Here is a 26241-nt window from a genome sequence, read left to right as displayed (position 1 = left end):
TAAGTAATGGTTTGTTAAGACAAGATCAATAATTAGAACGGATATAAATAGAGAGACTTTGATGAAAATGTTCTTAATAAGAATAATATATTATAACGCAGAGTACGCAAAGTTTCTATTCATCTACTTTTTTTTGTTCGCAAAGGCATTCCATTCAACAAAAAAACGCAATCATTTCATAGCTGAGTGTAACGCCTTAGCGAACGTAAATATTGATGGTAGCATGAGCGTTTCTTTGTGATCCTTAGCGTTAAATAAAACATATATATCCGGCTTGTGTAATCTTTTCCTAAATTATTTTATTTTAATCTCCCACGGATTTCACGGATCACACAGATTCTTCCGGAAGAATCTGCGTAATTTGTTTGATCAGCGAGAGGTATAATATTATATCTGCTTGATAAAAATCAATGAAAGAATGTTATGTTATAACGCAGAGACGCTAAGGTTTCTATTCATCTACTTTTTTCGATCGCAAAGGCATTCCATTCAGCAAAAAACGCAATCATTTCATGGCTGAGTGTAACGCCTTAGCGAACGAAAATACTTAAGATAAAATAAATGTTCCTTTGCGATCCTTCGCGTTAAATAAAACATATATCCAGCTTGTATAACCGTCTAAATTTATTTTAATCTCCCGCTGATTTCACAGATTATGCAGATGTTTGTGGAAGAATCTGCGTAATTTGTTTGATCAGCGAGAGGTATAATATTATATCTGCTTGATAAAAATCAATGAAAGAATGTTATGTTATAACGCAGAGACGCTAAGGTTTCTATTCATCTACTTTTTTCGATCGCAAAGGCATTCCATTCAGCAAAAAAACGCAATCATTTCATGGCTGAGTGTAACGCCTTAGCGATCGAAAATATTTAAGATAAAATAATGTTTCTTTGCGATCCTTCGCGTTAAATAAAACATATATCCGGCTTGTGTAACCTTTTTCTAAATTATTTTATTTTAATCTCCCACGGATTTCACGGATGACACAGATGTTTATGGGAAATTTGCTTTATCTGATGGAAGTATAATTATTACTCACGCTTAGTCAGAATCAATGAAATTGATTTTCTTCTTTGCTCCCTTCAATACGACGTGCTATACGAAAAACTTTGCGTTAAGAATATAATAGGAGAGATGGGGTAAAAACAACTCCGGCTGTCTCAATTTTGAGACAGCCGGAGTTAAAATTTATAATAGAGTTTTCTATTTTAGATATTCAATGCTTTTTGGTAAGCGTTTTCTATACCTTCAAGGTTTTTACCACCAGCTGTTGCAAAGCCTGGGTTTCCACCACCACCACCTTGGATTTCTTTAGCAAGGTCTTTTACGATAGCTCCAGCCTGGTAATCTGCAGCAAGATCATCAGAAACTCCAACGGTAATCATTGGTTTTCCGTCTGCATCAGAAAGAATAATCGTTACTGAAGTCGGGATTTCTCTTTTCAACTGGAATACGATGTCCTTTACAGAACCTGCATCCAGAGAAGTTTTCTTTACTAAAAGTTGTTTGTTGCCTTTCTGCTCATAAGCATTCTTCCATTCTCCGATTTCTCCTTTTGCCTTTTCCTTCTTAAGAGTGTCTACTTCAGCCTTCAGTGAAGTGTTTTCTTCGATCAGTTTTTCGATCGATCTTACCACATCTTTAGACTTTAATAACTGAGAAAGTTCAATGATCTGTTTTTCAAGATTGTTGAAATATTCTTCGGATTTGTCTCCAGAAATCGCCTCAATTCTTCTGATTCCCGCCGCAGCAGAACCTTCAGAAGTGATCTTGAAATGACCAATTTCGCTGGTGTTTTTTACGTGAGTTCCTCCGCAAAGTTCTTTTGAACTTCCGAACTGGATCATTCTCACACTGTCACCATATTTTTCACCAAACAAAGCCATTGCTCCTTTCTCCAGAGCTTCCTGAATCGGAATATTTCTGAATTCCTGTAAAGCAATACTTTCCTTGATCTTTTTGTTTACTTTTTCTTCGATTAATGCCAGTTCTTCTTCCGTCATTTTGTTGAAGTGAGAGAAGTCGAAACGAAGATAATCAGGGCCTACATAAGAACCTTTCTGTTCTACGTGAGTTCCTAATACCTCTCTTAAAGCTTCGTGCAGAAGGTGAGTCACAGAGTGGTTGGCCTGGGAATTTTTTCTTTCAGAAGCGTTTACTTTAGCATAGAAAACAGCACCGGCATCTTTTGGAAGACCGTTGATCAAAGAAATGATTAATCCGTTTTCTTTTTTGGTTTCCAACACTTCAAAGCTTTCAACAGCATTCTCAAGAACACCTTTGTCTCCAACCTGTCCACCACCTTCAGGATAGAAAGGAGAACTGCTTAATACCACCTGGTAAAATTCTCCGTCTTTGTTTTCTACCTTTCTGTATCTTGTGATATAGGTTTCGGATTCAATCTGATCGTATCCTACAAAGTTTTCATCTCTTTCTTCCAGGGTAACCCAGTCATAAACTTTCTGAGCAGAATCAGCTTTTGAACGGAGCTTCTGTTTCTCCATTTCAGCTTTGAAACCAGCTTCATCAATCGTTAATCCTTTTTCTTCCGCGATAATTCTTGTTAAATCATCAGGGAAACCATAAGTATCATACAGTTCAAAAACTTCCTCGCTAGGTAATACTTTCTGATTATTGGCAATCGTCTGCTGGATCAGCTTTTCTACTCGGATCAGACCGTTTTCAATTGTTTTTAAGAATGAATCTTCTTCACTTTTGATCACTTCAGCAACCAGTTTTCCTTGTTTTTCAAGTTCCGGGAAGAAAGCTCCCATTTGCTCCTGCAGCACAGCAACCAACTTGTAAAGGAAAGGTTCTTTCATATCCAGGAATCGGTAAGAATAAGAAATTCCTCTTCTTAAAATTCTTCTGATCACATAACCTGCTCCTCCGTTGGATGGCAATTGTCCGTCTGCAATAGCAAAGGAAACCGCTCTGATGTGGTCTACCACAACACGGATGGCAATATCTTTTTCGTCTTCTAAAATTCCGGTGTATTTTTTACCTGAAAGTTCTTCAACTTTAGAAATAAGCGGAGTGAAAACATCGGTATCATAGTTGGAAGACTTCCCTTGAAGCGCCATACAAAGACGCTCAAAGCCCATTCCCGTATCTACGTGCTGAGCAGGAAGCTTCTCTAAAGATTTATCTGCTTTTCTGTTGAATTCCATGAAAACCAGGTTCCATACTTCAACAACCTGAGGATGGTCATTATTTACCAATTCAAGTCCGGAAACCTTAGCTTTCTCTTCCGGTGTTCTCAAGTCAACATGGATTTCTGAACACGGTCCGCATGGTCCGCTTTCACCCATTTCCCAGAAGTTATCTTTTTTATTTCCGTTGATGATTCTGTCCTCTGAAATGTGAGACTTCCAGAAGTCATAAGCATCCTGGTCTCTGTCCAGATTTTCTGAAGCATCCCCTTCAAAAATCGTTACGTATAAATTTTCTTTTGGAATTCCGTATACTTCAGTAAGTAATTCCCAGGCAAAAGCAATAGCCTCTTTTTTGAAGTAATCCCCGAAAGACCAGTTTCCTAACATTTCAAACATGGTGTGGTGGTAAGTATCTCTACCTACATCATCCAGATCATTGTGCTTCCCTGAAACTCTAAGACACTTTTGGGTATCGGCAATTCTAGGGGCGGTAGGGGTTTTGTAGCCAAGGAAGAAATCCTTGAACTGTGTCATTCCAGAGTTGGAAAACATAAGGGTAGGGTCGTCTTTCAGCACAATAGGAGCTGAAGGAACGATCAAGTGCTCCTTACTTTTAAAATAATCTAAAAATTTTTGACGTATCTCTTGTGATGTCATAGTATTGCTTTTGCTTTTTTAAATATCAAATTTTTGATAAGATGCAAATTTAAGATTTTTAAGCGATTTGTAATAATTTTATGCTATGTTTTGAATGATAACGAGTTTGGCTATTGGAGGTGTGGTAAACCTTACAGGTTTTTAAAACCTGTAAGGTTTGAGATGGCAAGTTTGTAATGACTGTAATCAATAATAATCGATCTCATTTTGCAATTTTCCATTTAACTTCCTACCTTCGTTGCGATCTGAAAAAAGACAAAAAATCCTTCCAATGACAAAAGATGAAGAACTGAAAAGCTGGATAGAACAATACTCAGGGCCGCTTTTGAAGCGGGCACTGTACGTACTTTCAAATAAAGAAGATGCACAGGATGTGGTTCAGGAAGTTTTTCTCGCTGCTTACTCAGCTTATGATTCTTTTGAAGGAAAAAGCAATGCGCTTACATGGCTGGTGGCTATTCTGAACAGGAAAGTTGCAGATTTTTACCGTAAAAAATATAAATCTGAACCCAATATCCGACTTGATCATTTTTTTGATGAAACCGGATCATGGAAAAATAATGATGTTTTGAATGACTGGAATGTCTCCGGTGAAGGCGATGAACTTTTAGACAGTGCAGATTTTAATAAAACATTGGAAGAATGTATTGAAGAATTGCCCTCCAGATGGAAGATTCTGCTAAAAATGTATTATATCGAAGAAAAAAAAGCACCGGAAGTCAGTCAGGAATTGGAAGTTTCTACGACTAATCTTTGGAAGATTTTGCAAAGAAGCCGAATGCAGCTCAGAGAATGTCTGGAGTTTAACTGGTTTTCAAAATCATAAGAGAAATGATAAGAAGAATACTACATAAATTATTTTTACCATGCAGTGAAGCTACTTTACTGATGGAAAAAAGGAATGCCCAATCTATTTCTGCCAGAGAAAACAGGATGCTGAGCATGCATCTGATGATCTGCAAATGGTGCAGGATGTACAATGAAAAGCTGGCTCTTCTGGATAAAGCTTTTAAAAAGACTTTTTCTGAACAAAAAACTGAAATTAATGATTCTGAAATTCAGGACTTTAAAAACAAAATGATCGATAAATTAAATTTCTAGGAAAATTTCTGTCAGGATTTTAAAATAGCACCGACTATACTTTCGAAAACAATAAAGTATTCATTTAAAATCTTAAAAATATGGTCGGAACAGTACAGGAATCTAAAAATCAATTAACCCGAATCGGGTATTATATCTCGCTTTTCGGAGCAGCACTTATTTTACTGTGGATTGGTATCTTCAAATTCACTCCCACAGAAGCTGCTGCAATAAAACCCTTGGTAGAAAACCATTTCTTAACTTTTTTCGTATATAAAATTATAAGCGTCCAGGCAGTGTCAAATCTTATCGGAGTGATAGAAATTATCATTGCCTTACTCCTGATATTTAGTGCGAAATTTGCTGTATTGAAAAAGTATGCAGGGATAGGAATGATCGTAACTTTTCTGGTGACATTAAGCTATTTGTTTACAACACCGGGAATATGGAAAATAGTGGACGGAGTGCCTGTGACGGATTTCTTTATTTTAAAAGACCTTATGCTTTTAGGATTTGGATTCATGATCGTTCAAAATAATAAGTAATGAATAAAAAAGTAAAAATGAAAAATATATTAATCGTACTCGGAATCATTCTGGGTATAGCAGTCTTTGCTGCGGGGTCCGGGCTTTTCAAAAAAAACAAGCCTGATGTAGTGGAAATAAAAAAAGAAAATGAGAAAATTATGGATAACAAAAACGTTAGAGAGATTTATTTTGCAGGTGGATGTTTCTGGGGAACAGAACATTTTTTTCAACAAATTCGTGGTGTTGTAGGAACAGAAGTGGGGTATGCCAACGGAAATACTCAAAATCCTACTTATGAAGAGGTGGTAAGTCATACAACAGGTTTTGCAGAAACCGTAAAAGTAAAATATGATCCGGAACAGGTAGATCTGAAACTGTTGATTGATTTATATTTTAAAACCATTGATCCTACAAGCAAAGATCAGCAGGGAAATGACAGAGGAAACCAGTACAGAACCGGAATTTATTTTACCAATAAAACTGATGAAGCTGTGGTAAAAGATGAAGTTCAGAAACTGGCAAAAAACTATAGCAAGCCTTTATTAGTAGAAACTATTCCATTGAAAAATTTCTACAAAGCGGAAGATTATCATCAGGATTATCTTGATAAAAATCCGGGCGGTTACTGCCATATTGAACCGGGACTTTTTGAAATGGCCAAAAAAGCCAATCCATTTCCAAAACCAACGTATCAAAAGCAGGATAAAAAAGTTTTAAAAGAAAAACTGACCGCAGAACAATATAATGTTACCCAGGAAAACGGAACAGAAAGACCTTTCCAGAATGAATACTGGAACGAAACCCGTGAAGGAATTTATGTAGATATTACCACAGGAGAACCGTTGTTTGTCTCTACAGATAAATTTGAATCCGGATGTGGATGGCCAAGTTTCTCAAAACCGATTACCAAAGGTTTGATTGATGAAAAGCTGGATCGTTCCCATGGTATGGATAGAGTAGAAGTAAGAAGTAAAACCGGTGATGCTCATTTAGGTCACGTTTTCACAGACGGACCGCAGGATAAGGGAGGACTTCGTTACTGTATCAACAGTGCTTCTCTGAAATTTATTCCAAAAGCGGAAATGGAAAGTAAAGGATACGGAAAATATCTTCCGTTGTTAGATAAAAAGTAATGTGAAAGGAAGGCTGCCTAAAAAATGTCATTCTGAACGAAATGAAATGAAGTGAAGAATCTCATAGGTCTACTGATTAATGAGATTCTTCCTTCGTCAGAATGACAAAAGCCAAATTATTGTGCTATCTGGCAGCCTTTTTATTTTGAATTCATAGTATAATTAAATCTACCAATCTCTTTTTCTCAGAATCCAGTACGAACCGAAGATGAAAATAGCACACCACACCAGGCAAGCGATAAGGCTTTCTGTAGGGTAGTGGAATTCATATTTTAAGCCCATCATTTTAGCCATATTTAATCTCATCATCGGGTTAGGAATCAGGCTGGACATACTTTCCAGTGGTAAAAGATGCGAGATAAAAAAGTCATTCTGAAGAACCTCATTTCTTTGTGGTCCCTGCATTCCTTTTACTTTTGAATACGTTTCAAGAGCGGTTAAAATTCCTTCGCCAATCCAGAAAACGAAAAGGGCAAGAAAAACAAAAACAGATTTTCTCAGTAAAATAGAAAGGAACATTAAGAAGCAAAAGAAGGTAAATAGCTTCACAAAATAATTTCCAATAAAGAAGATCTCAGCAAAAGCCTTTGTAGATTCTGTTGTATTCGAATATTGATATCCCAGAAACAAAGTAATTCCCAACACAATGGCTGTCGAAACAATAGTAAAAATGCTTATCGTCAATAATTTTGAAGTGATGAATTCCTTTCTGCTCAATCCATCAATCGTATTCTGTTTGAACATCCGGTTGCTGAACTCCTGAGAAATGGAGAAAACAATGATCAGTCCCAGGAAAATTTTCAGCAATGCAACAATCCATGTGGTGAAATTCCAGATTTCGGGGAAATTATAAATCCCTTGTTCTTTTAAGTTAATGGTTCCTCCAAAAACATCAAAGTCGACCAATCCAATGAAAAGCAAGGCAATAAGAATGGCAAAATAAAGTATCGTGAAAACCTTAAACGGTTGGTAGTTCAGGTTTTTGTAGTATTCCAGTTTTAATAATTTGATCATGATTAATTAGTGTTTTTTACAAGTTCAAGGAATTGAGATTCAAGAGACAGTTTTTTCTTGGTCAAGTGGGAAAGGTAGATTCCTTTCTCTGCCAGTTTCTGATTCATCGCTGAAGCTGAAATGGAAGCATCATCGCGGATCTGGGCTTTGATAAGCTCACCTTCCTGATGGATGGAAGAGAACCACTGAAGCTCATTAAGAGCATTTAACAGCAATGTATTATTATCCGCTTTCAATTCAAAATAGCCATTGTTGGAGGTCATTTCATCCACTCTTCCGCAATAAATGGAATTTCCTTCTTTTAATACAATCACATGGCTGCAGATTTTCTCAATTTCATCCAGAAGATGGCTTGCAATGATAATGGTGATTCCCTGTTTGGCAATATTGCTGATGATTTCTCTGATCTGAATGATTCCTTCAGGATCTAATCCGTTTGTAGGTTCATCTAAAATCATCACTTCAGGATTGTTGAGCATCGCTGACGCTATAGCAAGACGCTGTTTCATTCCCAAAGAAAAAGTTTTGAAAGTATCTTTTTTTCTTTCGTACAGATTAACAGTCTTCAGGACTTCGTCAATCCTTGAATAGGGTGCTTGCTTAATTTCAGCAACAATCTTGAGGTTGGTTTCTGCACTTAAATAAGGATAAAAGTTAGGCTGCTCGATAATCGCCCCGATCTTTTTCAAGGTATCAGGATCAGTTCCTTTTTTGCCAAACCAGAACCAGTCTCCGCTGGTAGGATTGATCGTTGAAAGCAGCATTCCGAAAGTAGTGGATTTTCCACTTCCGTTCGGACCTAAAAGGCCATAAACATTTCCTCTTTCGACATCAAAAGAAATATTGTTCACCACAACTCTCTTGAATTTCTTCGTCAAATTTTTTACTGATAAAATCTTTTCCATGTAATTTGTTTTACATAGTAGTAGTCTATATAAATTAGAGAATGTTACAGAATTATCATAAATCAATATTAATTTATGGACAAATACATTAAATTTGGTAGAATTAATCAACAGTTATGAAGCTAATTGAACTGGCAGAAGAATTAAATGTATCTGCAGAAGCCATCAAACAGTTTATTCAGGATTTTGATCTTGAACTGGTAGACTGTGTCAGTACAAATTTTGACGTAAAAGAAGATTTTGAAAAATTTGCCCGTGAGAATGTAGATTTTTTAAGACTATATGAAAAAGATCTTGATAAAAATAAAACACTCGAGCAGATTGCCGAAGTCATTAAGCAGCCAAAAGATAAGGTGGAAAAGGTGATCAAAGACAATAATCTCAATATTTTCGATAATGGTTTTTTCAAATCCTCTATATCAAGCTATGGAATTGATAACAAACTTGGAGGGAATTATCAGTTTGTCTACGATTATTTTGGACATAAAACCAGCCTTCAGCAAAGAGATTTTATTGGATACAGAGACCTGTTTTTTTATACCTCCACTGTTTTGGAACCCTTCCTGAATCCGCAGCAGATCAAAGATTGGGGAATCAACAAACCTGCAGGAATTATTCTGTACGGACCTCCGGGAAGCGGAAAGATATTCTGGGCCAATAAAATTGCTGAAATCATCGGATATCAGTTTAAAGAAGTTAAAAAACACTATTTGGGAACTTCGCTGATTGACGGAAATGAAATCAATTTCAGTGATTTCCTGCTGAGTATGATGAAGGAAAACAAAATGCTGCTTTTCATGGATGATTTCGATGAAATTATGATGCAGAGAAGGGCAGAAACAGATGTTGCTTCCTGTAATCTTGAAGCTCAGGAATTGATTCTTCACTACATCGGAAAGTTTGAAAAAGAAGGCGTTCTGATGGTGGGTTCTGCCAATTCCGTTTCAGAAATTGACGAAGAAATTCTTGCTCCGGGAAGATTTGATGTGATGATTCCCATATTTCCACCCAATGCTTCAGAACGTTCAGAAATTATACTTTATGCCATGACCAGAGGGCTGGAAGAAGATTCTTTACTCTACAAAATACTTAAAAATAACAAAGCTGATAAGGTTCCTTTCTGGCATGAAATCTCTTCAAAGATGAAAGCTTTCAGTAACACGATGCTGATAGACTTCACTCAAAGTTTAAAGAAAAGAATTAAAAACCTTTACCAGAGAACAAGAAACGAAAAACTGAAAATTGATCAGAAACTTTTAGAGAGTGCGTTGAGGGATGCCGGGTCAAAACTTACCGAAGAATATCTGGATCAGGTAGCCAGATTTCTTGCGGATGCCATTATTAATAACTTTGATGACTTCAGGTTTAGGATTCAGGCTCTGAAAAATGAACTGGAAACCTACAGAGTTGTCGAAGAGCCGCAAAGAGCAATCGGATTCCAGCATAATGAAGAAGGAGATAAAGGATAAACTGTTTAAAGTTCAAGGTTTAAAGTTTAAGGCTTTATAAAAATTACTCATTACCTATTACTCATTATTTATGAACAGTATTTGGGAATTGGATACATTCTACAGAAAAAGAGACATCATTATTATTGGTGCAGGATTTTCCGGCCTGTGGACTGCCCTGTCTATCAAAGAAAAATATCCTGAAAAATCTGTTCTCATTATTGAACGGAATGCCATTCCATTGGGTGCTTCCACAAGAAATGCTGGGTTTGCGTGCTTTGGAGGTCTTACCGAAGTGATTGCCGATTCGCAGAAAATGGGCTGGGAGAAAACATTGGAGCTGGTTACAATGAGATTTGACGGGCTTCAGAGAATTCAGCATTATTTTAAAAATAGTGAAATCGATTTTGAATTGAATGGAGGTTACGAAATTGTAAATCATGAAGAACCTTTATCCCATATTGATGTTGTCAATGAAAAACTGAAAGCAATAACCGGGCTGGATCAGACCTATACTTTAAAACAGAATAAAATAAAGGAATTCGGACTCGGAAAATCTGAATTCCTGATTGAAAATCCCTGTGAAGGAGGTCTTCACTCCGGAAAGTTAGTACAGAAACTACTGGAGAAATGCCACGAACTGAAAATTGAGTTTTTATTTGGAACGGAAGTTCAGCATATTGAAGAAACAGACAACGTTGAGGTTCAGCTTTCAACTGATCTTTCTGTGGCAGCAGACCAGCTCATCTATTGCACCAATGCATTCACTTCAAAGTTCCTGAAAAAAGAAAATATCATTCCTGCCCGCGGACAGATTCTTCTGACAGAACCTATAGAGGGATTGAAGCTTAAAGGAACATTTCATTATGATGAAGGATACTATTATTTCAGAAATGTAGGAAACAGAATATTGCTGGGTGGCGGAAGAAATCAGGATTTTAAGACAGAAGAAACAACTGCTTTTGAAACAACAGAATTTCTGCAGAATCATTTAGAAAACTTTTTAAAAGAGGTTATACTTCCCAACGATGAGTTTAAAATTGCCCTTCGCTGGTCGGGAATCATGGCTATGGGAGAAGAAAAATCACCCATTGTAAAACAACTTTCAGAAAGACAGTTTTGCGCGGTAAGACTTTCAGGAATGGGGGTTGCCCTGGCTCCGAAGATAGGTGAAATGGTGGCAGAAATGATATAATTACAACGTTGAGAAACATGAAATACTTACCCTTTGAACGTATTACTTACAAAACAAATTTGTCTGAAAAGGAAGTTTTAACAAGACTTTCTGGTTTTGTAGAACCCAAAAAATTTGGTTTGGGGAAAAATTATATAAAAGAATATGAAGGAACTGTGAATAATAATAGCTTTGAAATAAGCAGAGTGATTAAGTACAGAAACTCATTTCTTCCTCAGATCAACGGTAAAATTCAAAATGAAAATAATGGAACTCAAATACAGGTGACCATGTCGCTACATGCATTTGTCTTCTTTTTCTTAATAGTCTGGTGCTCATTTGCCCTGATTTTCTTCATAGGTGTCTCTATAAAAACTATAAAGGAAAAAGAAATATCAATAGACCTTTTTCTTCCTATGGGTATGCTCTTGTTTGTCTACGCTTTAACTATGGTAGGGTTCAAATCGGAAAGTAAACAAGCAAAAGAATATCTTAGAAGAAGCTTTGATGCCGAAATAGTAAAGGAATAGTTTCTCCTAAAGCAGATTTTGAGTCTCTGTTAAATTTCCAAAAAAATCCAATATCCCAAAAACTCGGATCCCGAACCCCGAAAACTAAGAACCCGCACCTCTCCACTCTAAAAGAATTCCTTATTTTTGCAAAAAGAAAAATTCGTGATTAACAACGACCAGATAAAAGAAGTTCAATCCAGAATTGAAGACTTACACAGATACCTTCAGATTGAAAAAAAGAAGATTGAAATTGCCAATGATGATGAAAAAACTGCGGCACCAGAATTTTGGGACAATCCAAAAACGGCTGAAGCATTTCTAAAACAGCTTCGTTCCAAGAAAAAATGGGTAGAAAGCTATGACGAAATTCAGACACAGTTTGAAGATTTACAGGTTTTGGCTGATTTCGCTAAAGAAGATCCGGATTCTGAAAAAGAACTGGATGAGACTTTCCCGCAATTGGTGGAAAAAATTGAAGACCTGGAATTCAAAAATATGCTTTCCAACGAAGGGGATGAGCTTTCCGCAGTGCTGCAGATTACAGCAGGAGCAGGTGGAACAGAAAGTTGCGACTGGGCAGCTATGCTGATGAGAATGTATACCATGTGGGCAGAAAAACAAGGCTATAAAATCCGTGAACTGAACTTCCAGGAAGGTGATGTAGCAGGTGTGAAGACTGTGACCCTTGAAATTGAAGGTGAATTTGCTTTTGGATATTTACGAGGCGAAAACGGAGTACACCGTTTGGTAAGGATCTCTCCTTTTGATAGTAATGCAAAACGTCATACAAGTTTTGTTTCCGTATATGTGTATCCTTTGGTGGATGATACGATTGAAATCAATATCAATCCTGCCGATATCAGCTTTGAGACCATGAGAGCTTCCGGAGCTGGGGGACAGAACGTAAACAAGGTGGAAACGGCTGTACGTCTTCGCCACGCACCAACAGGAATTATCATTGAAAACTCAGAATCCCGTTCTCAGCTTCAGAATAAAGAAAAGGCAATGCAGCTCCTTCGTTCGAGACTTTACGAAATGGAACTGGAAGAACGTATGAAGGCAAGAAATGAGATTGAAGCCAACAAAATGAAGATCGAGTGGGGAAGCCAGATCAGAAACTACGTCATGCATCCTTACAAGCTGGTAAAAGATGTACGTTCCGGTCATGAAACTTCAGATGTGGATGCCGTAATGAACGGAAATATCACTCCATTCCTGAAAGCATTCTTAATGGCAGATGGAACGGCTGTTTCCGATGATGACATGGACTTATAAAAATCATATTTGAATTTTTAGTTAAAATCTTATAATTAATTTTTGTTTCAGACATTTTAGACTTATTTTTGTTGTTCATCGATATTTATGGAAGATTTCAATAGCTGGAAGGATTTATTAAACCCGGAGTTTTACATTAAAATGGGAGGGTTTTGGCTGATTTTGTTTATTGTTTTTGCTGAAACAGGTCTTTTTGTAGGATTTTTTCTACCTGGGGACTCACTACTGTTCGTTTCGGGAATTTATGCTGTTGAAATCATCAAAGAGACTTTTGGCTCTACAGGGAGCGATTTCTTAGATACTACACTTTTAGCTTCCGGAGTGGCTCTTGCTGCTATCATAGGAAATGAAGTTGGATATTATTTCGGGAGAAAAGCAGGTCCAGCTTTATATAAAAGACCGGATTCAATGCTTTTCAAGAAGAAATACCTTTATCAGGCACACGATTTCTTTGAAAAACATGGAGCATTAGCTGTTATTATGGCAAGATTCTTACCGGTTGTAAGAACTTTTACGCCTATTGTAGCAGGTATTGTAAAGATGGATAAAAAGGAGTTTTTAAGAGATAATATTATTGGAGCTGTATTATGGTCATTCATTTTGATCTTTGCAGGCCACTATCTGGATAAACTTTTCATGGAACAGTTTGGAATCAACCTGAAAGAAAAACTGGAATACATCATTATTGTAATCGTATTGGTAACTACACTTCCGGTGATCATCAAATTTGTTTTCGGGAAAAAAGAAGACCTTTCCAAATATGAAGATCAGGACTTTGAATAGATAAAAGATTCAATCAAAGATATAGAGCCGTCTCAATTGTGAGATGGCTTTTTTATTGCTTATCAATAAATTTTTTAAACGCAAAGATTAATTTGTATTGAGTATTATTTTGAGAGAGCAAAGGTGGGAATCAATGAAATTGATTCTTTCTAAGCGTATGGATATATATTCGTAAACTTCATCAGTGACAAAGTCACGACTTCTTTGCTTTCTTACAATAAAGCGTTGTAATTATTTATCCTTTGCGTTTAATAATCAAAAAAATCTGTTAGACATCTTTACTTTTAACCTGAAAGAAAAACTGGAATACATCATTATTGTAATCGTATTGGTAACAACACTTCCTGTAATCATTAAATTTGTTTTCGGGAAAAAAGAAGACCTTTCAAAAAAATATGAAGATCAGGACTTTGAATAAATAAGAAATTCAATCAAAGATATAGAGCCGTCTCATTGTTGAGATGGCTTTTTTGTGTATATAAGTATTTTTACCACGCAAAGCTCGCAAGGTTTATTATTATGATCTGTTACTTTTCGTTCGCAGGGGCGTTTCACTTAGCTAAGTAACTTACCTCGCTGAACGAAGTGCCTTTGAGACCGAGAGAATATAAGCCTTACAATTTCTTTGCGGACATAGCGTTTTAAATATTTCCACCAGACAAAAATTATTTTTTATGCTGGATATTAAAAAAAATTCTATGAACGGATTGTTTAAAATAGGAGTTTAATTATATGTTTTTTGAATTAAATAGGTAACTATTCTTTAATCCATTCCAGGATATTAGGATAAATAATACTGTCTCTTTTTCTTTTACTGAAAAATCTGGGTGCATGTCCGGCTCCTTTCATAAAGATGAATTTGTGTGGAACGTCCATTTTTGTAAGTGCTGAGTCCATTGCAATTCCCTGATGCTGATTGACCAATACGTCATTATTTCCCTGAAACAGAAGAGTAGGAACATTGGTAATATTCGCAATAGGGCTGGCTTCCTTAAAGGCATCAGAGATATTTTTCCGGTCAAACTTAATTCCAACTACTTTTTGAAAAGTAGGAGAAGTGTATTTAGAATAAAAAGATTTAAGATATTGAGAGCTGTAAAAATCTGTAGGTCCGCTTAAAGAAATGATTTTTTTGATCTGCTCAGGATGCTGATATCCGTAAAGTAAGGCAAGATGCCCACCGGCACTTTCTCCCAGAAGAATATAATTGTTAGGTTGAAGTTCTGCTTTGTCCACTAAAGAATTGAATTTTTCGATGGCAAGTGCAATATCATCAAGCTGTTGTTTATAGGTGATTTTATCCTTGGCAGAAACCAATCTATAGTTCATATTGATACTCGGGATTCTGTTTTCAAAAAGCATTTTCTGAACCTGAATCATATGTTCTTTTTTACCTAGAGTCCACGCTCCGCCATGAACGATAAGTACTACAGGAGAATCTTCAGCGTAATCTTTGGGAAGAAAGACATCCATTTTCTGTCTTTTATGTTCTCCATATTTCAGATTGTAAATCTTCTGTTGTCCTCCGGGACCTACCCAAACTCTGAATTTCGTATTACAGGACTGCAGAAGGAAACCAATGCATCCCATGACGAAAAAATGATACCGGAGAATGAGCTTTTTCATTACTTAAATTTACGAAAAATTCTATTGCTTATGAAGCAAAAAAGGTTTAATTAAAGCCTTTCCGCTGTTTTTGATGACAGTCCTTTTTTGATGGTAATAGCCCCTTTTTCACCTTCTTTGAAAATGAAAGAAATCTCAGAGTCATCATCCTGCAGGAAAAATGCATCTTCTTTTTCAGCTAAAATTCTGACTTTAGGATCTTTATTGTTCTGCATAAAAAGCTGTCCGTTTTCGTACAGAATATGAATAATATTATCATCAGAAAGCTGATAGTCACCTGCATATTTTTTAAGGATATCAGCACTTAATACTACTTCTTTCTTTGGTTCTGGAAGTGTGTATGGTTGTTTTAAGAGGGCCGCTAAAATAGTATTACCTGCTTTCTCCAGTTTTTTACTCGTGATATTGTTCAGAAGGATAATACAGAGATCATCTTCCGGAAGCATCGCAAAATAACTTGTGGAACCCTCTATATTTCCACCATGATTAATGAGCTTTTTTCCATAAAGATCATCAATGAACCAGCCATAACCGTAGCCGCTCAAAAATGGAGTGGTTGCTTTTTTAAATGCTTCTTTGGAAACAATTTTATAATCCCTCAATCCAATATAGTAATGGTACAGGTCTTCAACAGTGCTATAGATTTGTCCTGCAGGGCCGGTTAATGTAGAATTCCAGACTGCTGTTTTTTCCTGCTTTGTTTTTGAAATATAAGAATAAGGAACGGTCTTGTACGGACTTTTCAGAGCAAGGTAATTAAAACCGGTGTGAGTCATCTTCAGAGGATTTAGGATGAATTTTCTTACAGCATCTTCATAAGAAAGTCCTGTTATTTTTTCAATGATAACTCCCAATAAAATATACCCTGAATTGGTATAAGAAAACTGAGCTCCGGGTTCAAAATCCAGTGGTTCATTTTTAAAAAACGAAAGTTCCTGATCTTTGGTTATAGATTTTCCCGTGGGAAGCATGCTGAAGAACTCTTTATTGCGCAATACTTCATAAATTCCGGAAGTGTGGGTAAGGAGATGTTCGACCGTAATTTCATTTCCTCTGGGATAATCAGGAATAAACTTTGAGACGGGATCTTTAAAAGAAAGTTTTCCTTCTTCACTTAGCTTTACAATGACCAGGGCTGTGAAAGATTTGGTTAAAGAAGCAATCTGATATACACTTTTGTCCTGATTGGGAATCTTTTTTTCTGCATCCTGCCAGCCGTATGACCTTTCAAAAATGTTTTTGTTCTGATAATGGATCAAAGCAGTTCCATTAAATTTATTAATTGCTGCAAATGCTTTTATAATGCGGTCTATTTCTTCTTTCTTCTTATCCTTGTTAATCGTACTGAGATGATTTTCTGTCTGAGCTTTTAAAGCAGAGCAGAATGTGCCGACGAAAACAAACAAACATCCTAAAGCTAGAATATGAAATTGGCGTTGCATAGGTATCAGATTTTAAAAACGGTTAAAATTAAAGGTTTTCAGCGTAGCGGCTCAAAGAATTATTGTATCTGGGCAAATGTTTGGAAAGGGCTTTCAATGCTAAAGACAGCGCTTCTTTGTATTCCCCTGCTGAAGAAAGGGATAACGCTAAAAAAGAATCTACCGCATCATTCAGTTCATCAGAATAACGGGCTTTTTCTTCCCTTAAAATATGAATGCTTTCTTCTATTTTTCCATTATTTCTCAGAGTGCTCGCCAGCTGAATTCTTGCTCTTCTTCTTCGTAAGCCAGTTAATCCTTTTTCTAATGCTGATCTGTACAGTGGTTCTGCTTCCTGCTCATGTCCGGTAGAGTCGAAAGCGCAGGCTCTTTCAAAATCGGCAATAGCCTGGGAATCCGTTTCTGTAAGTAATTTTACATGATTTTTAATTTGCTCAATAAACTCTTCACTGCTTATGGTTCCAAGTTTCAGCCATATATTTTGTAATTGGTTTTCCCAGTTTTTATCCATTCAATAGATTTTAAACAAAGATATAAAATATTGAAAGTGAAGGATTGTTGAAAGATTCTTATAATTTTCAAAATTATTGTTACATTATGAATCCAAAAACGGAATTAAATAATTATTTTTGCTGAACTTAACAAAGATTAAAAAATTATTAAAATATGGCATCAGGCTTTTTTGCAATTTTGGATGATATTGCAGCATTGATGGATGATGTAGCGGTTACCAGTAAGGTTGCTACCCAAAAGACAGCCGGAATTTTAGGAGACGACCTGGCTGTAAATGCAGAAAAAGCCACTGGCTTTCTTTCCTCAAGAGAAATTCCCGTTTTATGGGCAATTACCAAAGGATCATTTATCAATAAACTGATTATTCTTCCTATCGTTTTTTTACTTAATTGGTTGTATGCTCCGGCTATTAATTATGTGTTGATCCTTGGAGGATTCTACCTGGCTTTTGAAGGCGTTGAAAAAGTGATAGAATTTCTTTTTCACCGTGACAAAAAGGGGCATGAAGTCATAGAACAAATTGAAGAAGATGAAAAAAGTTCTGAAGAAATTGAAAAAGAGAAAGTAAAATCGGCAATTACAACTGATTTTATTTTATCCATCGAGATCGTTATTATTGCTTTGGGAACCGTATTGGAAGAAAGTCATCCTTTCATTACGCAGATTTTAGTAACGAGCCTGGTTGCATTTATCGCTACTGTTGGAGTTTACGGAATTGTAGCTTTGATCGTAAGAATGGATGATGCTGGGTTTAAATTAATAAAGAAAAGTAAGGATAAAGGCTTTTTCGGGGGGCTTGGACATCTATTAGTGAAGGCTTTACCTATTGTTATTAAAATATTAGGAGTGGTAGGAACAATTGCTTTAATAATGGTTGCTGGTGGAATTTTTCTTCATAGGATTGAATTTTTCCATGGTATATTACCAACCTGGCCGGATGTTTTAAAAGAGCTTACGCTTGGTGTTGTTGGCGGATTGGTGGCGGTTGCCGTATTTACTGTAGGAAAGGGAATCTATTCTTTAGCGACAAAAAAATAAACAGAATTAGAATTAAATAACCAAAAAGTCCTGTGCCCGAAAAGAGTTCAGGATTTTTTATTTATAGGACTGTTTAATATTACTGAAATTTGATATTTACTATATTAAAATCTATGTTTTTAACGCAAAGTCTTAATCTTACTATTTTTTATTAAAAGGGAGCAAAGATGAAATCAATAAATTGATTTTTAATGAGCAGGCGGTTTTATCCATAAAACTTTCTCAGCGACAAAGTCGCTATCCTTTGCCTTCTTTATAAAACATGTGAACTAGTTTTTCTTTGCGCTAAAACTAGGTGTTTGTTTAAAACAAAAAAGAGACTTTTTACAAGTCTCTTTTCTATATTAATTGAATAAATCTTTTACTTTATCAAAAAAAGTTTTTTCCTTTCCGGATGGTTCTGCAACCATTTCTCCGCTGGACATCTGCTTTTCAAAGAACTCTTTCTGGTCTTTCGTAAGCTTCTGTGGAGTCCATACATTGATGTGGATAAACATGTCTCCTTTACCATAACTGTCAATGCTTGGAAGTCCTTTTCCAGCTAATCTCAGGATCTTTCCGGATTGTGTTCCCGGATCAACGGTAATTTTTACTTTTCCGCCTACGGTAGGAATTTCTTTCTTCGTTCCTAAAGCAGCTTCAGCAAATGAAACATATAATTCCTGGTGAAGATTATCGCCCTCTCTCTTGATCACCTGATCTATTTCCTCTTCAATGATTACCAATAGATCTCCCGGAACTCCTCCAAATGGAGCGTCATTTCCTTTGCCTCTTACATTAAGCTGGATACCGTCTCTTGCTCCTGCCGGAATATTGATCGTGATTTCCTCTTCATCTTTGATAAGACCCTGCGCATTGGCTCCTGCAGGAATTTTGTCGGCAACTTTTCCAATTCCCTGACAAGTACTACAAGTTGTCTGAGTCTGCATTTGACCAAACATGGTATTCATTACTTTTAACTGAACACCGGAACCGTTACAGGTAGGACATGTTTTTGAAGTGGCACCTTCCGCCATCTTCATTTTCTTTACTTTGATGGTTTTCTGAGTACCATTTACCATTTCCTCAAGGTTCAGCTTGATTCTGATTCTTAAATTAGAACCTTTCACCTGCTGACGGCCTCCACCGCCTCCACCGAATCCTCCGAAACCACCACCGAAAATATCTCCAAACTGGCTGAAAATATCTTCCATGTTCATTCCGCCTCCGAAGCCTCCGCCTCCGAAACCACCATTTCCACCCATTCCGGCATGTCCGAACTGGTCGTATCTCGCACGTTTCTGATCGTCGCTCAGAACTTCGTAAGCTTCAGCAGCTTCTTTAAATTTTTCTTCAGCCTCTTTATCCCCTGGATTTTTATCCGGGTGAAACTTGATGGCCATTTTACGGTATGCTTTCTTTATTTCGTCGGCAGATGCAGATTTGCTGATCTCAAGAACCTCGTAATAATCTCTTTTTGACATGACAATTTTATAATTGATTGTTGATAAATGATAAAAGATATTCTAAAGCTAATAAATGAAACATTCAATTATCACTCACCATTTATCATTTATGAATTTTAATTTCCTGTTACTACTTTTGCAAAACGGATCACTTTATCATTTAAAGTATATCCTGTTTCAATAACGTCTACGATTTTTCCTTTCAAATCTTCCGATGGAGCTGGGATCTGAGTAATCGCTTCATGGAAATCAACATCAAAGCTGTCACCAGCCTTTACTTCCATTGTTTTTAGTCCTTTTTCGGTAAGTTTATTCTTGAATTTCTGATAGATAAGCTCTACACCTTGCAGGTCAGCCGGATTTCCGTTTTTAGCGATTTCTTTTAAAGCTCTTTCAAAATCATCCAAAACTCCTAACATTGAAACCATCATTTCCTGATTGGCATACTGGAAGAATTCCATCTTCTCTTTGCTCGTTCTCTTTTTATAATTTTCGAATTCAGCATACAATCTGATGTAACGGTCTTTTTCTTCTGCCAAAAGTTCTTCCGGAGAAGGAGTAACTGTCACATTGTCCTGAGACGTTGCGTCATTCTGAACATTGTTTTCTTCCTGATTATTGATGCTTTCTTCGTTAATATCCTGGTTTTCCATAATTCAATATTTATTTACTGATTGTTTGACAAAGAGCCTGCCAAATCTAAAATCTGGACATTAAGGCAGAAATTTGTGAATGGTAAATAATAAATGATGAATGATGAATGATGAATGATGAATGTAATTTGTGAAAAAAAATTGACTATTGACCTTTTATTTGATAAAGGCAAATAGTCAATTTTAAAACTATAATAGTATGTATATTATTCTCCTGTAAACGTCTGGTACAAAAGATACAGATTTAGAACAATGATGATGATGGAAATAATCCATACACAGACTTTCAGGAATGGTTTATTGACAAATTCACCCATTTTGGCTTTATCATTCGTAAACATTACCAGAGGAACAACGGCAAAACTTAGCTGCATGGAAAGAATAACCTGGCTTAAAACCAATAATTCAGTGGTTCCCTGTTCTCCGTAAAGAATAGCAACAATAAGTGCAGGAATTACCGCAATAAGTCTGGTGATCAATCTTCTCAGCCATGGTTTTAATCTTATATTAAGGAAGCCTTCCATGACGATCTGTCCGGCAAGAGTTCCTGTTAATGTCGAGTTTTGTCCGGATGCCAATAAAGCTATAGCAAATGCAATACTGGCCATAGAAGCTCCCAGAATAGGAGTCAACATTTTATAGGCATCATGAATATCCGCCACATGTTCGTTGCCTGTAGTATGGAATGTAGCAGCAGCCAGAATGAGGATTGCTGCATTGATGAAAAATGCCAGCATTAATGAAACGGTACTGTCTATGGTGGCAAACTTTATGGCTTCTTTTTTTCCTTCGGTATCGCGGGTATAATCCCGAGTCTGTACAATACTGCTGTGCAGATACAGATTATGTGGCATTACGGTAGCTCCTAAAATTCCGATGGCAATATAAAGCATGGCAGGGTTCTGAATAATTTCCTTTTGTGGAACCAAACCTCCCAGAATCTCATTAAAAGCAGGTTGCGAAATGATAATTTCATACACGAAACACGCCAGAATAATGAAGATAAGTCCTCCAACAATACTTTCAATCCAACGGAAGCCTTTTGCCTGAAGTAAAAGGATGATTAAAACATCTACTGTTGTGATGACAATTCCCCAGGTCAGCGGGATATGGAATAACAGGTTTAGTGCAATGGCCGAACCAATGACTTCAGCGAGGTCACAGGCGGCAATGGCTATTTCACAGAATACCCAGAGCATAAAATTAGTGGTAGGACTGAAGTGGTCTCTGCAAGCCTGAGCAAGATCTCTTTCTGCAACAACGCCAAGTTTTACAGACAAGTGCTGTAAAACCATTGCGAAAATATTGGAAATAAGGATAACCGAAAGGAGTGTATAACCGAATTGAGCTCCCCCGGCAATATCTGTAGCCCAGTTTCCTGGATCCATATATCCTACGGCAATCATCAGTCCTGGTCCTGCAAACGCAAGATACTTCCTCCAGAAAGTTGCATTTTTAGGGACTTTGATTGATGAATAAACCTCTGATAAGGAATGATTGGTTTTATCTTTTCGCCAGGCGCTTTTTATATTGAAATTCATAAATGTTAGAAATGACTAACAAATTTAATTAAATAAATGTAAACAGAAAAATGAACGCATAAAAAAATCCCGGAAATTGCTTTCCGGGATCTAATTTTTATTGAATCTAAAGATTATTTTGCAAATCTTACAGCCATTTTTCTGTCGGCAGCTCTTTCAGCATCAGAAGCTGTAGCATCAACTTTAGCAAATTTACTTCCATAACCTTCTGCTTCAAGAACCTGAGCACCAACTCCTGCTTTTACTAAAGCAGCTTTGATGAATTCAGCTCTCGCTTTTGACAATTTTACGTTGTTAGCTTCATTTCCGGTTTTATCCGTATAGCCTCCGATTTTGATTTTCGCATCAGGGAAAGCCTTAAGGATCGCCACTAAGTTATCCAATTGACCTTGTGAACCAGCTTCTAGCTCATTAGCACTTCCCATTTTGAAATTTACGTGATCGAAATCATACCACTTGTCTTTTAATGCTGCATCATCAGCCGCATTTTTGTAGTTTCCGGATTTCAGGAATGTAATCATCTGATCTTCCATTCCTCCTTTGTAACCTTTTAACATCACCCCATTAAGATCAATATCTTCATCTGTTTTAGCTGTTGCAGGAGCAGGTGTTAATGTTGTAGCAGCAGTATCCGTAGTTGTGCTGGTTGCTGCAGAATCAGATGTTGTGGTAGTGGTTGTAGTGGTTTGTTTTTTCTCACACTGCTTCCATAAGAAATAAGCCGCAGCGATCAATAATAAAAGCGGAAGCAACCATTTCCAGATTGAACCTCCGCCTTGATTATTATTGTTATTATTTTCAAATCTTTCTCTTACTTCTCTTGCTCCTTCTGAAACATTTTCTCTTGCTGTAGCAACACCTTCAGCGATGTTATCTTTTGCAGTAGAAGTTACTGAAGAAACTGTTTCTTTTGCCTGGCCAAACCAATTTTCAGCTCCTAATCCAAAGGAAGCCAAAGAAAGACCTGCCGGCAGTAAAGAAGAAATAATGCCTTTCTGATCATGCAGTAAGCGGGAAATACCTGAAGCACCCAAGTTATTGTCTGCTGCATATTTTCCAAGAGTGCCTACTGTAGCTCCAGTCACCAGGTTTAACAAAGAACCTGCAGAGGTATTGCTGACTCCTGAAAAACTGGCAATCGAATTTACTAATGCACTTACTTTATCTCCAAAAATAGAAGACAACAAGTTTGAAATAATAGGACTGCTGGACGAACCACCCAATAAGTTTCCTAAAATTCCACTTGAAGAGGCTTGTGTAATAGCATCCACAACGCCAGGCTTATCTGCATTATTGGCTAATCCACCTACTACAGCAGGTAATAATCCGCCAATTGCTTTAGAAATACCGGATTCACTTTCTCCAAACTGTGATGCAGCCTGTGAAACCAATGCGGGACCTAATTGTCCTTTAATTAAATCAATGACATTTAAAGACATAATAATAAATTTTTTTGATTAATGTTGAGATAAATTTAAACAAAAATCCGTCCAAATGTCACTTTTTTTTGAATATTTCTTTAAAAATTAATGATTTTTTTCTAAATCATTAAAATTTTTAATAAGCTTTTGCAAATAATACACGTCTCTTAGATGGTTTTCCTGAAATTAAAGAAATTCCTTCTTCTACGTCATTATCCAAAGGAATACATCTGATCGTAGCCTTCGTTTCATCCTTGATTTGTTCCTCTTCTTCAGCTGTTCCATCCCAGTGTGCATAGATGAATCCACCTTTCTCTTCCAGAACTTTTTTGAATTCTTCATAAGTATCCACTTTCGTGATATTATTTTTTCTGAACTCAAATGCTTTGTTATAAATGTCCTGCTGAATCGTTTTCAATAGATCTTCGATATAAGAATCAAGTCCTTCAATAGAACGAACTTCTTTAGTCAGATTATCTCTTCTCGCAATTTCTACAGATTTATTTTCAAGGTCTCTTGGTCCCATAGCGATTCTTACAGGAACTCCTTTCAATTCATATTCCGCAAATTTCCATCCTGGTTTGTTCTGGGTATCATTGTCAAATTTCACAGAAATTCCTTTTGCTCTCAATTTAGCCTGAATATCTAAAGCCACTTCACTGATTTGTTCCAGTTGCTCTTCTCCTTTAAAGATAGGAACAATCACCACCTGAATTGGTGCAAGGGTAGGAGGCAATACCAATCCGAAATCATCAGAGTGGGTCATAATTAAAGCACCCATCAGACGGGTAGAAGTTCCCCATGATGTTGCCCATGCATGTTCTATCTTTCCTTCCTTGTTGGTGAATTTAACATCAAATGCTTTTGCAAAATTCTGACCTAAGAAGTGAGATGTTCCGGCTTGCAAAGCTTTTCCGTCCTGCATTAATGCTTCAATACAATAAGTCTCATCAGCTCCTGCAAATCTTTCAGATGGAGTTTTTAATCCTTGAATTACTGGAATAGCCATAAAGTTTTCAGCAAAATCTGCATATACTTTATTCATCTTTTCTGCTTCTTCCACAGCTTCATCTTTTGTAGCGTGAGCGGTGTGCCCTTCCTGCCATAAGAATTCTGCTGTTCTCAGGAAAAGACGTGTTCTCATTTCCCAACGAACAACATTTGCCCATTGGTTGATCAGTATCGGTAAGTCTCTGTAAGACTGAATCCAGTTTTTGTAGGTATTCCAGATAATTGCTTCTGAAGTAGGACGAACAATAAGTTCTTCTTCCAGTTTCGCATCCGGGTCTACAATCAGCTTGGATGGATTATCCGGATCGGTTTTTAACCTGTAGTGAGTAACAACAGCGCATTCTTTTGCAAAACCTTCTGCATTTTTTTCCTCAGCCTCAAACAAGCTCTTGGGCACAAAAAGCGGGAAGTATGCGTTAACGTGACCTGTTTCTTTGAATTTTTTATCCATTTCATCACGCATTTTTTCCCAGATCGCATAGCCATACGGTTTGATCACCATACATCCACGCACGCCTGAGTTTTCAGCTAAATCAGCTTTTACAACCAGCTCATTATACCATTTGCTGTAATCTTCGCTTCTTGAGGTTAATTTTGCCATTATTTTTTAAAATTTTTTTAACTTTTGTACATTATTGTTATCTAAAAATAAAAATCTATTTTTGATAGATTTTTTTACCAGTATTTTGGTACATTTTTGGTACAGATTGCAAATATAATTTAAATTAAAAATTTTTACGTTATCATGAAAAGAAATATACATAAAAATTTGCTTGGTCTGCTAAGATCCAAAGGGATATTAGCTATATCGGGCGGATTATTACTTGTGTCTTGTGGTGCTCAGATGGGAGGGTATAGCGAGACAGATGGGGTGTATTACGACCCCAATAAGGATACGCTACCTGAAGGAGTTATCATTAATGATAGCGGAAACAGAGTAGGAGAATATTATGACTATTATCAGGATTCCAATGTCATTCAGAATGCACAGGCGAATTCCAGAGAGCAGCAAAACAGATATAATGACTGGAGTGGTACCAATACCAACTGGAATTCCAACGCTACAGACTCGGATTGGGGACTTTATGCAGGTTCTCAGACCAACTATTATGACAACTCATGGGGATGGGGATCTCCTTGGGGATGGTATGGTGGTTACAGCCCATATTGGGGCTGGGGTATGAACCGCGGCTGGGGCTGGGGTGCAAGTATGTCCTGGGGCTGGGGCGGATCGTTCGGATGGGGCTGGGGAGGCTCTTTCGGATGGGGAAGTCCATACTGGGGATACGGCTATGGCGGATATTATGATCCATTCTGGGGCGGATACTACGGAAATCCTTACTGGGGTTACGGAGGAGGCTACTGGGGTGGCGGCTACTACAACAGACCTGTTTACAGAAGAAGTGGTATCAGTGGAGGTGGATTCCAGAATACAGGGGTAGCCAACGCAGTGTACAGAACGAATACAAACAATTCGGGTTTCAGAAACACGAATAATAATGGTGGTTTCAGAGATACTAATTCAAACGGAGGTTTCAGAAATAGCAATGGCGGTTTCAGAGATGGCAATTCCGGAGGTTTTAGAAACGGTAATTCCGGAGGCTTCAGAAATACTCAATCTAATGGTGGATTCCGTAACTCTGCGCCACAAACAAGACCTAATTACAATTATCAGCAACCACAGCCAAGATATAACAACAATAATGGAGGCTTCAGATCTAATGATTCAGGAGGTTTCAGATCGAGTGGTGGCTTCAACTCCGGAGGAGGAGGCTTCAGAGGCGGTTCTTCAGGAGGCGGTGGCGGAATGAGATCCGGCGGCGGAGGCAGAGGAGGCTTCAGATAATTTTTCAAATTAATAAACTATTAAAAAATAATGTTAAA

At 37.0% G+C, this 26241-nt stretch carries 23 protein-coding genes; 12 read left to right on the top strand and 11 right to left on the bottom strand.

Annotation, left to right across the window (positions count from 1 at the left end; translation table 11 throughout):
• Nucleotides 1–1212: 1212 nt before the first annotated feature.
• Complete coding sequence (gene alaS / locus DDF69_RS13245) at nucleotides 1213–3816, bottom strand: alanine--tRNA ligase (protein WP_114821200.1); 2604 nt, start codon at nucleotides 3814–3816, stop codon at nucleotides 1213–1215.
• A 271-nt stretch (nucleotides 3817–4087) separates the two neighbouring features.
• On the opposite strand from alaS, the gene DDF69_RS13240 reads away from it, so the two are divergent.
• From DDF69_RS13240 to msrB, 4 genes are all read left to right on the top strand, one after another.
• Nucleotides 4088–4642, top strand: coding sequence for a sigma-70 family RNA polymerase sigma factor (locus tag DDF69_RS13240; protein WP_114821248.1), 555 nt, complete (start codon nucleotides 4088–4090; stop codon nucleotides 4640–4642).
• A 5-nt stretch (nucleotides 4643–4647) separates the two neighbouring features.
• Nucleotides 4648–4917, top strand: a complete 270-nt coding sequence (locus DDF69_RS13235) for a hypothetical protein (RefSeq protein WP_114821199.1) — start codon at nucleotides 4648–4650, stop codon at nucleotides 4915–4917.
• A gap of 80 nt (nucleotides 4918–4997) precedes the next feature.
• Nucleotides 4998–5441, top strand: coding sequence for a DUF417 family protein (locus DDF69_RS13230; RefSeq protein WP_114821198.1), 444 nt, complete (start codon nucleotides 4998–5000; stop codon nucleotides 5439–5441).
• A gap of 17 nt (nucleotides 5442–5458) precedes the next feature.
• Complete coding sequence (msrB, locus tag DDF69_RS13225) at nucleotides 5459–6556, top strand: peptide-methionine (R)-S-oxide reductase MsrB (RefSeq protein WP_114821247.1); 1098 nt, start codon at nucleotides 5459–5461, stop codon at nucleotides 6554–6556.
• A 168-nt stretch (nucleotides 6557–6724) separates the two neighbouring features.
• Here the strand turns inward: msrB and DDF69_RS13220 are convergent, their stop codons facing one another.
• Together DDF69_RS13220 and DDF69_RS13215 are read right to left on the bottom strand one after the other, a co-directional pair.
• Nucleotides 6725–7570: an ABC transporter permease gene (locus DDF69_RS13220; RefSeq protein ID WP_114821197.1), complete on the bottom strand. Its 846-nt coding sequence runs from the start codon at nucleotides 7568–7570 to the stop codon at nucleotides 6725–6727.
• Between the two features lie 2 nt (nucleotides 7571–7572).
• Entirely contained in the window at nucleotides 7573–8475 is a 903-nt protein-coding gene (locus tag DDF69_RS13215; RefSeq protein WP_114821196.1) for an ABC transporter ATP-binding protein, read from the bottom strand.
• Nucleotides 8476–8591: 116 nt separating this feature from the next.
• Between DDF69_RS13215 and DDF69_RS13210 the strand changes: the two genes are divergently transcribed.
• The 6 genes from DDF69_RS13210 (at nucleotide 8592) to DDF69_RS22300 (ending at nucleotide 14085) form a co-directional block, all read left to right on the top strand.
• Nucleotides 8592–9944: an AAA family ATPase gene (locus DDF69_RS13210; protein ID WP_114821195.1), complete on the top strand. Its 1353-nt coding sequence runs from the start codon at nucleotides 8592–8594 to the stop codon at nucleotides 9942–9944.
• A gap of 70 nt (nucleotides 9945–10014) precedes the next feature.
• Entirely contained in the window at nucleotides 10015–11118 is a 1104-nt protein-coding gene (locus DDF69_RS13205) for an NAD(P)/FAD-dependent oxidoreductase (RefSeq protein WP_114821194.1), read from the top strand.
• 17 nt (nucleotides 11119–11135) lie between these two features.
• Entirely contained in the window at nucleotides 11136–11627 is a 492-nt protein-coding gene (locus DDF69_RS13200; RefSeq protein ID WP_114821193.1) for a hypothetical protein, read from the top strand.
• A 144-nt stretch (nucleotides 11628–11771) separates the two neighbouring features.
• The gene (gene prfB / locus DDF69_RS13195; RefSeq protein WP_114821192.1) at nucleotides 11772–12884 is read left to right on the top strand and encodes a peptide chain release factor 2; all 1113 of its coding nucleotides are present in this window, start codon (nucleotides 11772–11774) and stop codon (nucleotides 12882–12884) included.
• Nucleotides 12885–12971: 87 nt separating this feature from the next.
• Nucleotides 12972–13667, top strand: a complete 696-nt coding sequence (locus DDF69_RS13190) for a DedA family protein (RefSeq protein ID WP_110009261.1) — start codon at nucleotides 12972–12974, stop codon at nucleotides 13665–13667.
• A gap of 184 nt (nucleotides 13668–13851) precedes the next feature.
• On the top strand, nucleotides 13852–14085 hold the full coding sequence (locus tag DDF69_RS22300) for a hypothetical protein (protein WP_228411991.1): 234 nt from the start codon (nucleotides 13852–13854) through the stop codon (nucleotides 14083–14085).
• A 338-nt stretch (nucleotides 14086–14423) separates the two neighbouring features.
• On the opposite strand, the gene DDF69_RS13180 is transcribed toward DDF69_RS22300, so the two are convergent.
• From DDF69_RS13180 to DDF69_RS13170, 3 genes are read right to left on the bottom strand one after another with little or no spacing between them, the layout of a single operon-like run.
• Nucleotides 14424–15293, bottom strand: a complete 870-nt coding sequence (locus DDF69_RS13180; RefSeq protein WP_114821191.1) for an alpha/beta hydrolase — start codon at nucleotides 15291–15293, stop codon at nucleotides 14424–14426.
• Between the two features lie 50 nt (nucleotides 15294–15343).
• Nucleotides 15344–16735, bottom strand: coding sequence for a serine hydrolase (locus DDF69_RS13175; RefSeq protein WP_114821190.1), 1392 nt, complete (start codon nucleotides 16733–16735; stop codon nucleotides 15344–15346).
• Between the two features lie 28 nt (nucleotides 16736–16763).
• On the bottom strand, nucleotides 16764–17246 hold the full coding sequence (locus DDF69_RS13170; protein WP_185144348.1) for a tetratricopeptide repeat protein: 483 nt from the start codon (nucleotides 17244–17246) through the stop codon (nucleotides 16764–16766).
• 155 nt (nucleotides 17247–17401) lie between these two features.
• Between DDF69_RS13170 and DDF69_RS13165 the strand changes: the two genes are divergently transcribed.
• A complete protein-coding gene (locus tag DDF69_RS13165; protein ID WP_114821189.1) occupies nucleotides 17402–18286 on the top strand; it encodes a DUF808 family protein in 885 nt (294 codons plus the stop codon).
• A 344-nt stretch (nucleotides 18287–18630) separates the two neighbouring features.
• On the opposite strand, the gene dnaJ is transcribed toward DDF69_RS13165, so the two are convergent.
• The 5 genes from dnaJ to proS form a co-directional block, all read right to left on the bottom strand.
• Complete coding sequence (dnaJ, locus tag DDF69_RS13160) at nucleotides 18631–19749, bottom strand: molecular chaperone DnaJ (protein ID WP_114821188.1); 1119 nt, start codon at nucleotides 19747–19749, stop codon at nucleotides 18631–18633.
• 98 nt (nucleotides 19750–19847) lie between these two features.
• Nucleotides 19848–20387 carry a nucleotide exchange factor GrpE gene (locus DDF69_RS13155; protein ID WP_410494289.1) on the bottom strand — a complete coding sequence of 180 codons (540 nt, stop codon included), beginning with the start codon at nucleotides 20385–20387 and terminating at the stop codon, nucleotides 19848–19850.
• Between the two features lie 203 nt (nucleotides 20388–20590).
• Nucleotides 20591–21925, bottom strand: coding sequence for an Nramp family divalent metal transporter (locus DDF69_RS13150; RefSeq protein ID WP_114821186.1), 1335 nt, complete (start codon nucleotides 21923–21925; stop codon nucleotides 20591–20593).
• 113 nt (nucleotides 21926–22038) lie between these two features.
• Entirely contained in the window at nucleotides 22039–23364 is a 1326-nt protein-coding gene (locus tag DDF69_RS13145) for an OmpA family protein (protein ID WP_114821185.1), read from the bottom strand.
• A gap of 118 nt (nucleotides 23365–23482) precedes the next feature.
• Nucleotides 23483–24958, bottom strand: a complete 1476-nt coding sequence (proS, locus tag DDF69_RS13140) for a proline--tRNA ligase (protein ID WP_114821184.1) — start codon at nucleotides 24956–24958, stop codon at nucleotides 23483–23485.
• Between the two features lie 144 nt (nucleotides 24959–25102).
• Between proS and DDF69_RS22195 the strand changes: the two genes are divergently transcribed.
• Nucleotides 25103–26203 (top strand): prolyl-tRNA synthetase, encoded by a 1101-nt coding sequence (locus tag DDF69_RS22195; RefSeq protein WP_185144347.1) that lies wholly within the window; start codon nucleotides 25103–25105, stop codon nucleotides 26201–26203.
• Nucleotides 26204–26241 lie beyond the last annotated feature (38 nt).

The sequence above is a fragment of the Chryseobacterium sp. KLBC 52 genome, from assembly GCF_003347605.1.
In the GTDB taxonomy this organism is placed as follows: Bacteria; Bacteroidota; Bacteroidia; order Flavobacteriales; family Weeksellaceae; genus Chryseobacterium.
The sequence above is the reverse complement of the archived record's forward strand: the minus strand, read 5'-3'. Positions and strand labels throughout refer to the sequence as shown.

Coding starts and splice junctions, on each gene's coding strand:
- proS (WP_114821184.1), bottom strand. CDS start 24,958: ATGGCAAAATTAACCTCAAGAAGCGAAGATTACAGCAAATGGTATAAT.
- alaS (WP_114821200.1), bottom strand. CDS start 3,816: ATGACATCACAAGAGATACGTCAAAAATTTTTAGATTATTTTAAAAGT.
- DDF69_RS13210 (WP_114821195.1), top strand. CDS start 8,592: ATGAAGCTAATTGAACTGGCAGAAGAATTAAATGTATCTGCAGAAGCC.
- DDF69_RS13170 (WP_185144348.1), bottom strand. CDS start 17,246: ATGGATAAAAACTGGGAAAACCAATTACAAAATATATGGCTGAAACTT.
- DDF69_RS13145 (WP_114821185.1), bottom strand. CDS start 23,364: ATGTCTTTAAATGTCATTGATTTAATTAAAGGACAATTAGGTCCCGCA.
- DDF69_RS13180 (WP_114821191.1), bottom strand. CDS start 15,293: ATGAAAAAGCTCATTCTCCGGTATCATTTTTTCGTCATGGGATGCATT.
- DDF69_RS13175 (WP_114821190.1), bottom strand. CDS start 16,735: ATGCAACGCCAATTTCATATTCTAGCTTTAGGATGTTTGTTTGTTTTC.
- DDF69_RS13165 (WP_114821189.1), top strand. CDS start 17,402: ATGGCATCAGGCTTTTTTGCAATTTTGGATGATATTGCAGCATTGATG.
- DDF69_RS13240 (WP_114821248.1), top strand. CDS start 4,088: ATGACAAAAGATGAAGAACTGAAAAGCTGGATAGAACAATACTCAGGG.
- dnaJ (WP_114821188.1), bottom strand. CDS start 19,749: ATGTCAAAAAGAGATTATTACGAGGTTCTTGAGATCAGCAAATCTGCA.
- DDF69_RS13215 (WP_114821196.1), bottom strand. CDS start 8,475: ATGGAAAAGATTTTATCAGTAAAAAATTTGACGAAGAAATTCAAGAGA.
- DDF69_RS13230 (WP_114821198.1), top strand. CDS start 4,998: ATGGTCGGAACAGTACAGGAATCTAAAAATCAATTAACCCGAATCGGG.
- DDF69_RS22195 (WP_185144347.1), top strand. CDS start 25,103: ATGAAAAGAAATATACATAAAAATTTGCTTGGTCTGCTAAGATCCAAA.
- DDF69_RS13205 (WP_114821194.1), top strand. CDS start 10,015: ATGAACAGTATTTGGGAATTGGATACATTCTACAGAAAAAGAGACATC.
- DDF69_RS13200 (WP_114821193.1), top strand. CDS start 11,136: ATGAAATACTTACCCTTTGAACGTATTACTTACAAAACAAATTTGTCT.
- msrB (WP_114821247.1), top strand. CDS start 5,459: ATGAAAAATATATTAATCGTACTCGGAATCATTCTGGGTATAGCAGTC.
- DDF69_RS13220 (WP_114821197.1), bottom strand. CDS start 7,570: ATGATCAAATTATTAAAACTGGAATACTACAAAAACCTGAACTACCAA.
- DDF69_RS13190 (WP_110009261.1), top strand. CDS start 12,972: ATGGAAGATTTCAATAGCTGGAAGGATTTATTAAACCCGGAGTTTTAC.
- DDF69_RS13235 (WP_114821199.1), top strand. CDS start 4,648: ATGATAAGAAGAATACTACATAAATTATTTTTACCATGCAGTGAAGCT.
- DDF69_RS13150 (WP_114821186.1), bottom strand. CDS start 21,925: ATGAATTTCAATATAAAAAGCGCCTGGCGAAAAGATAAAACCAATCAT.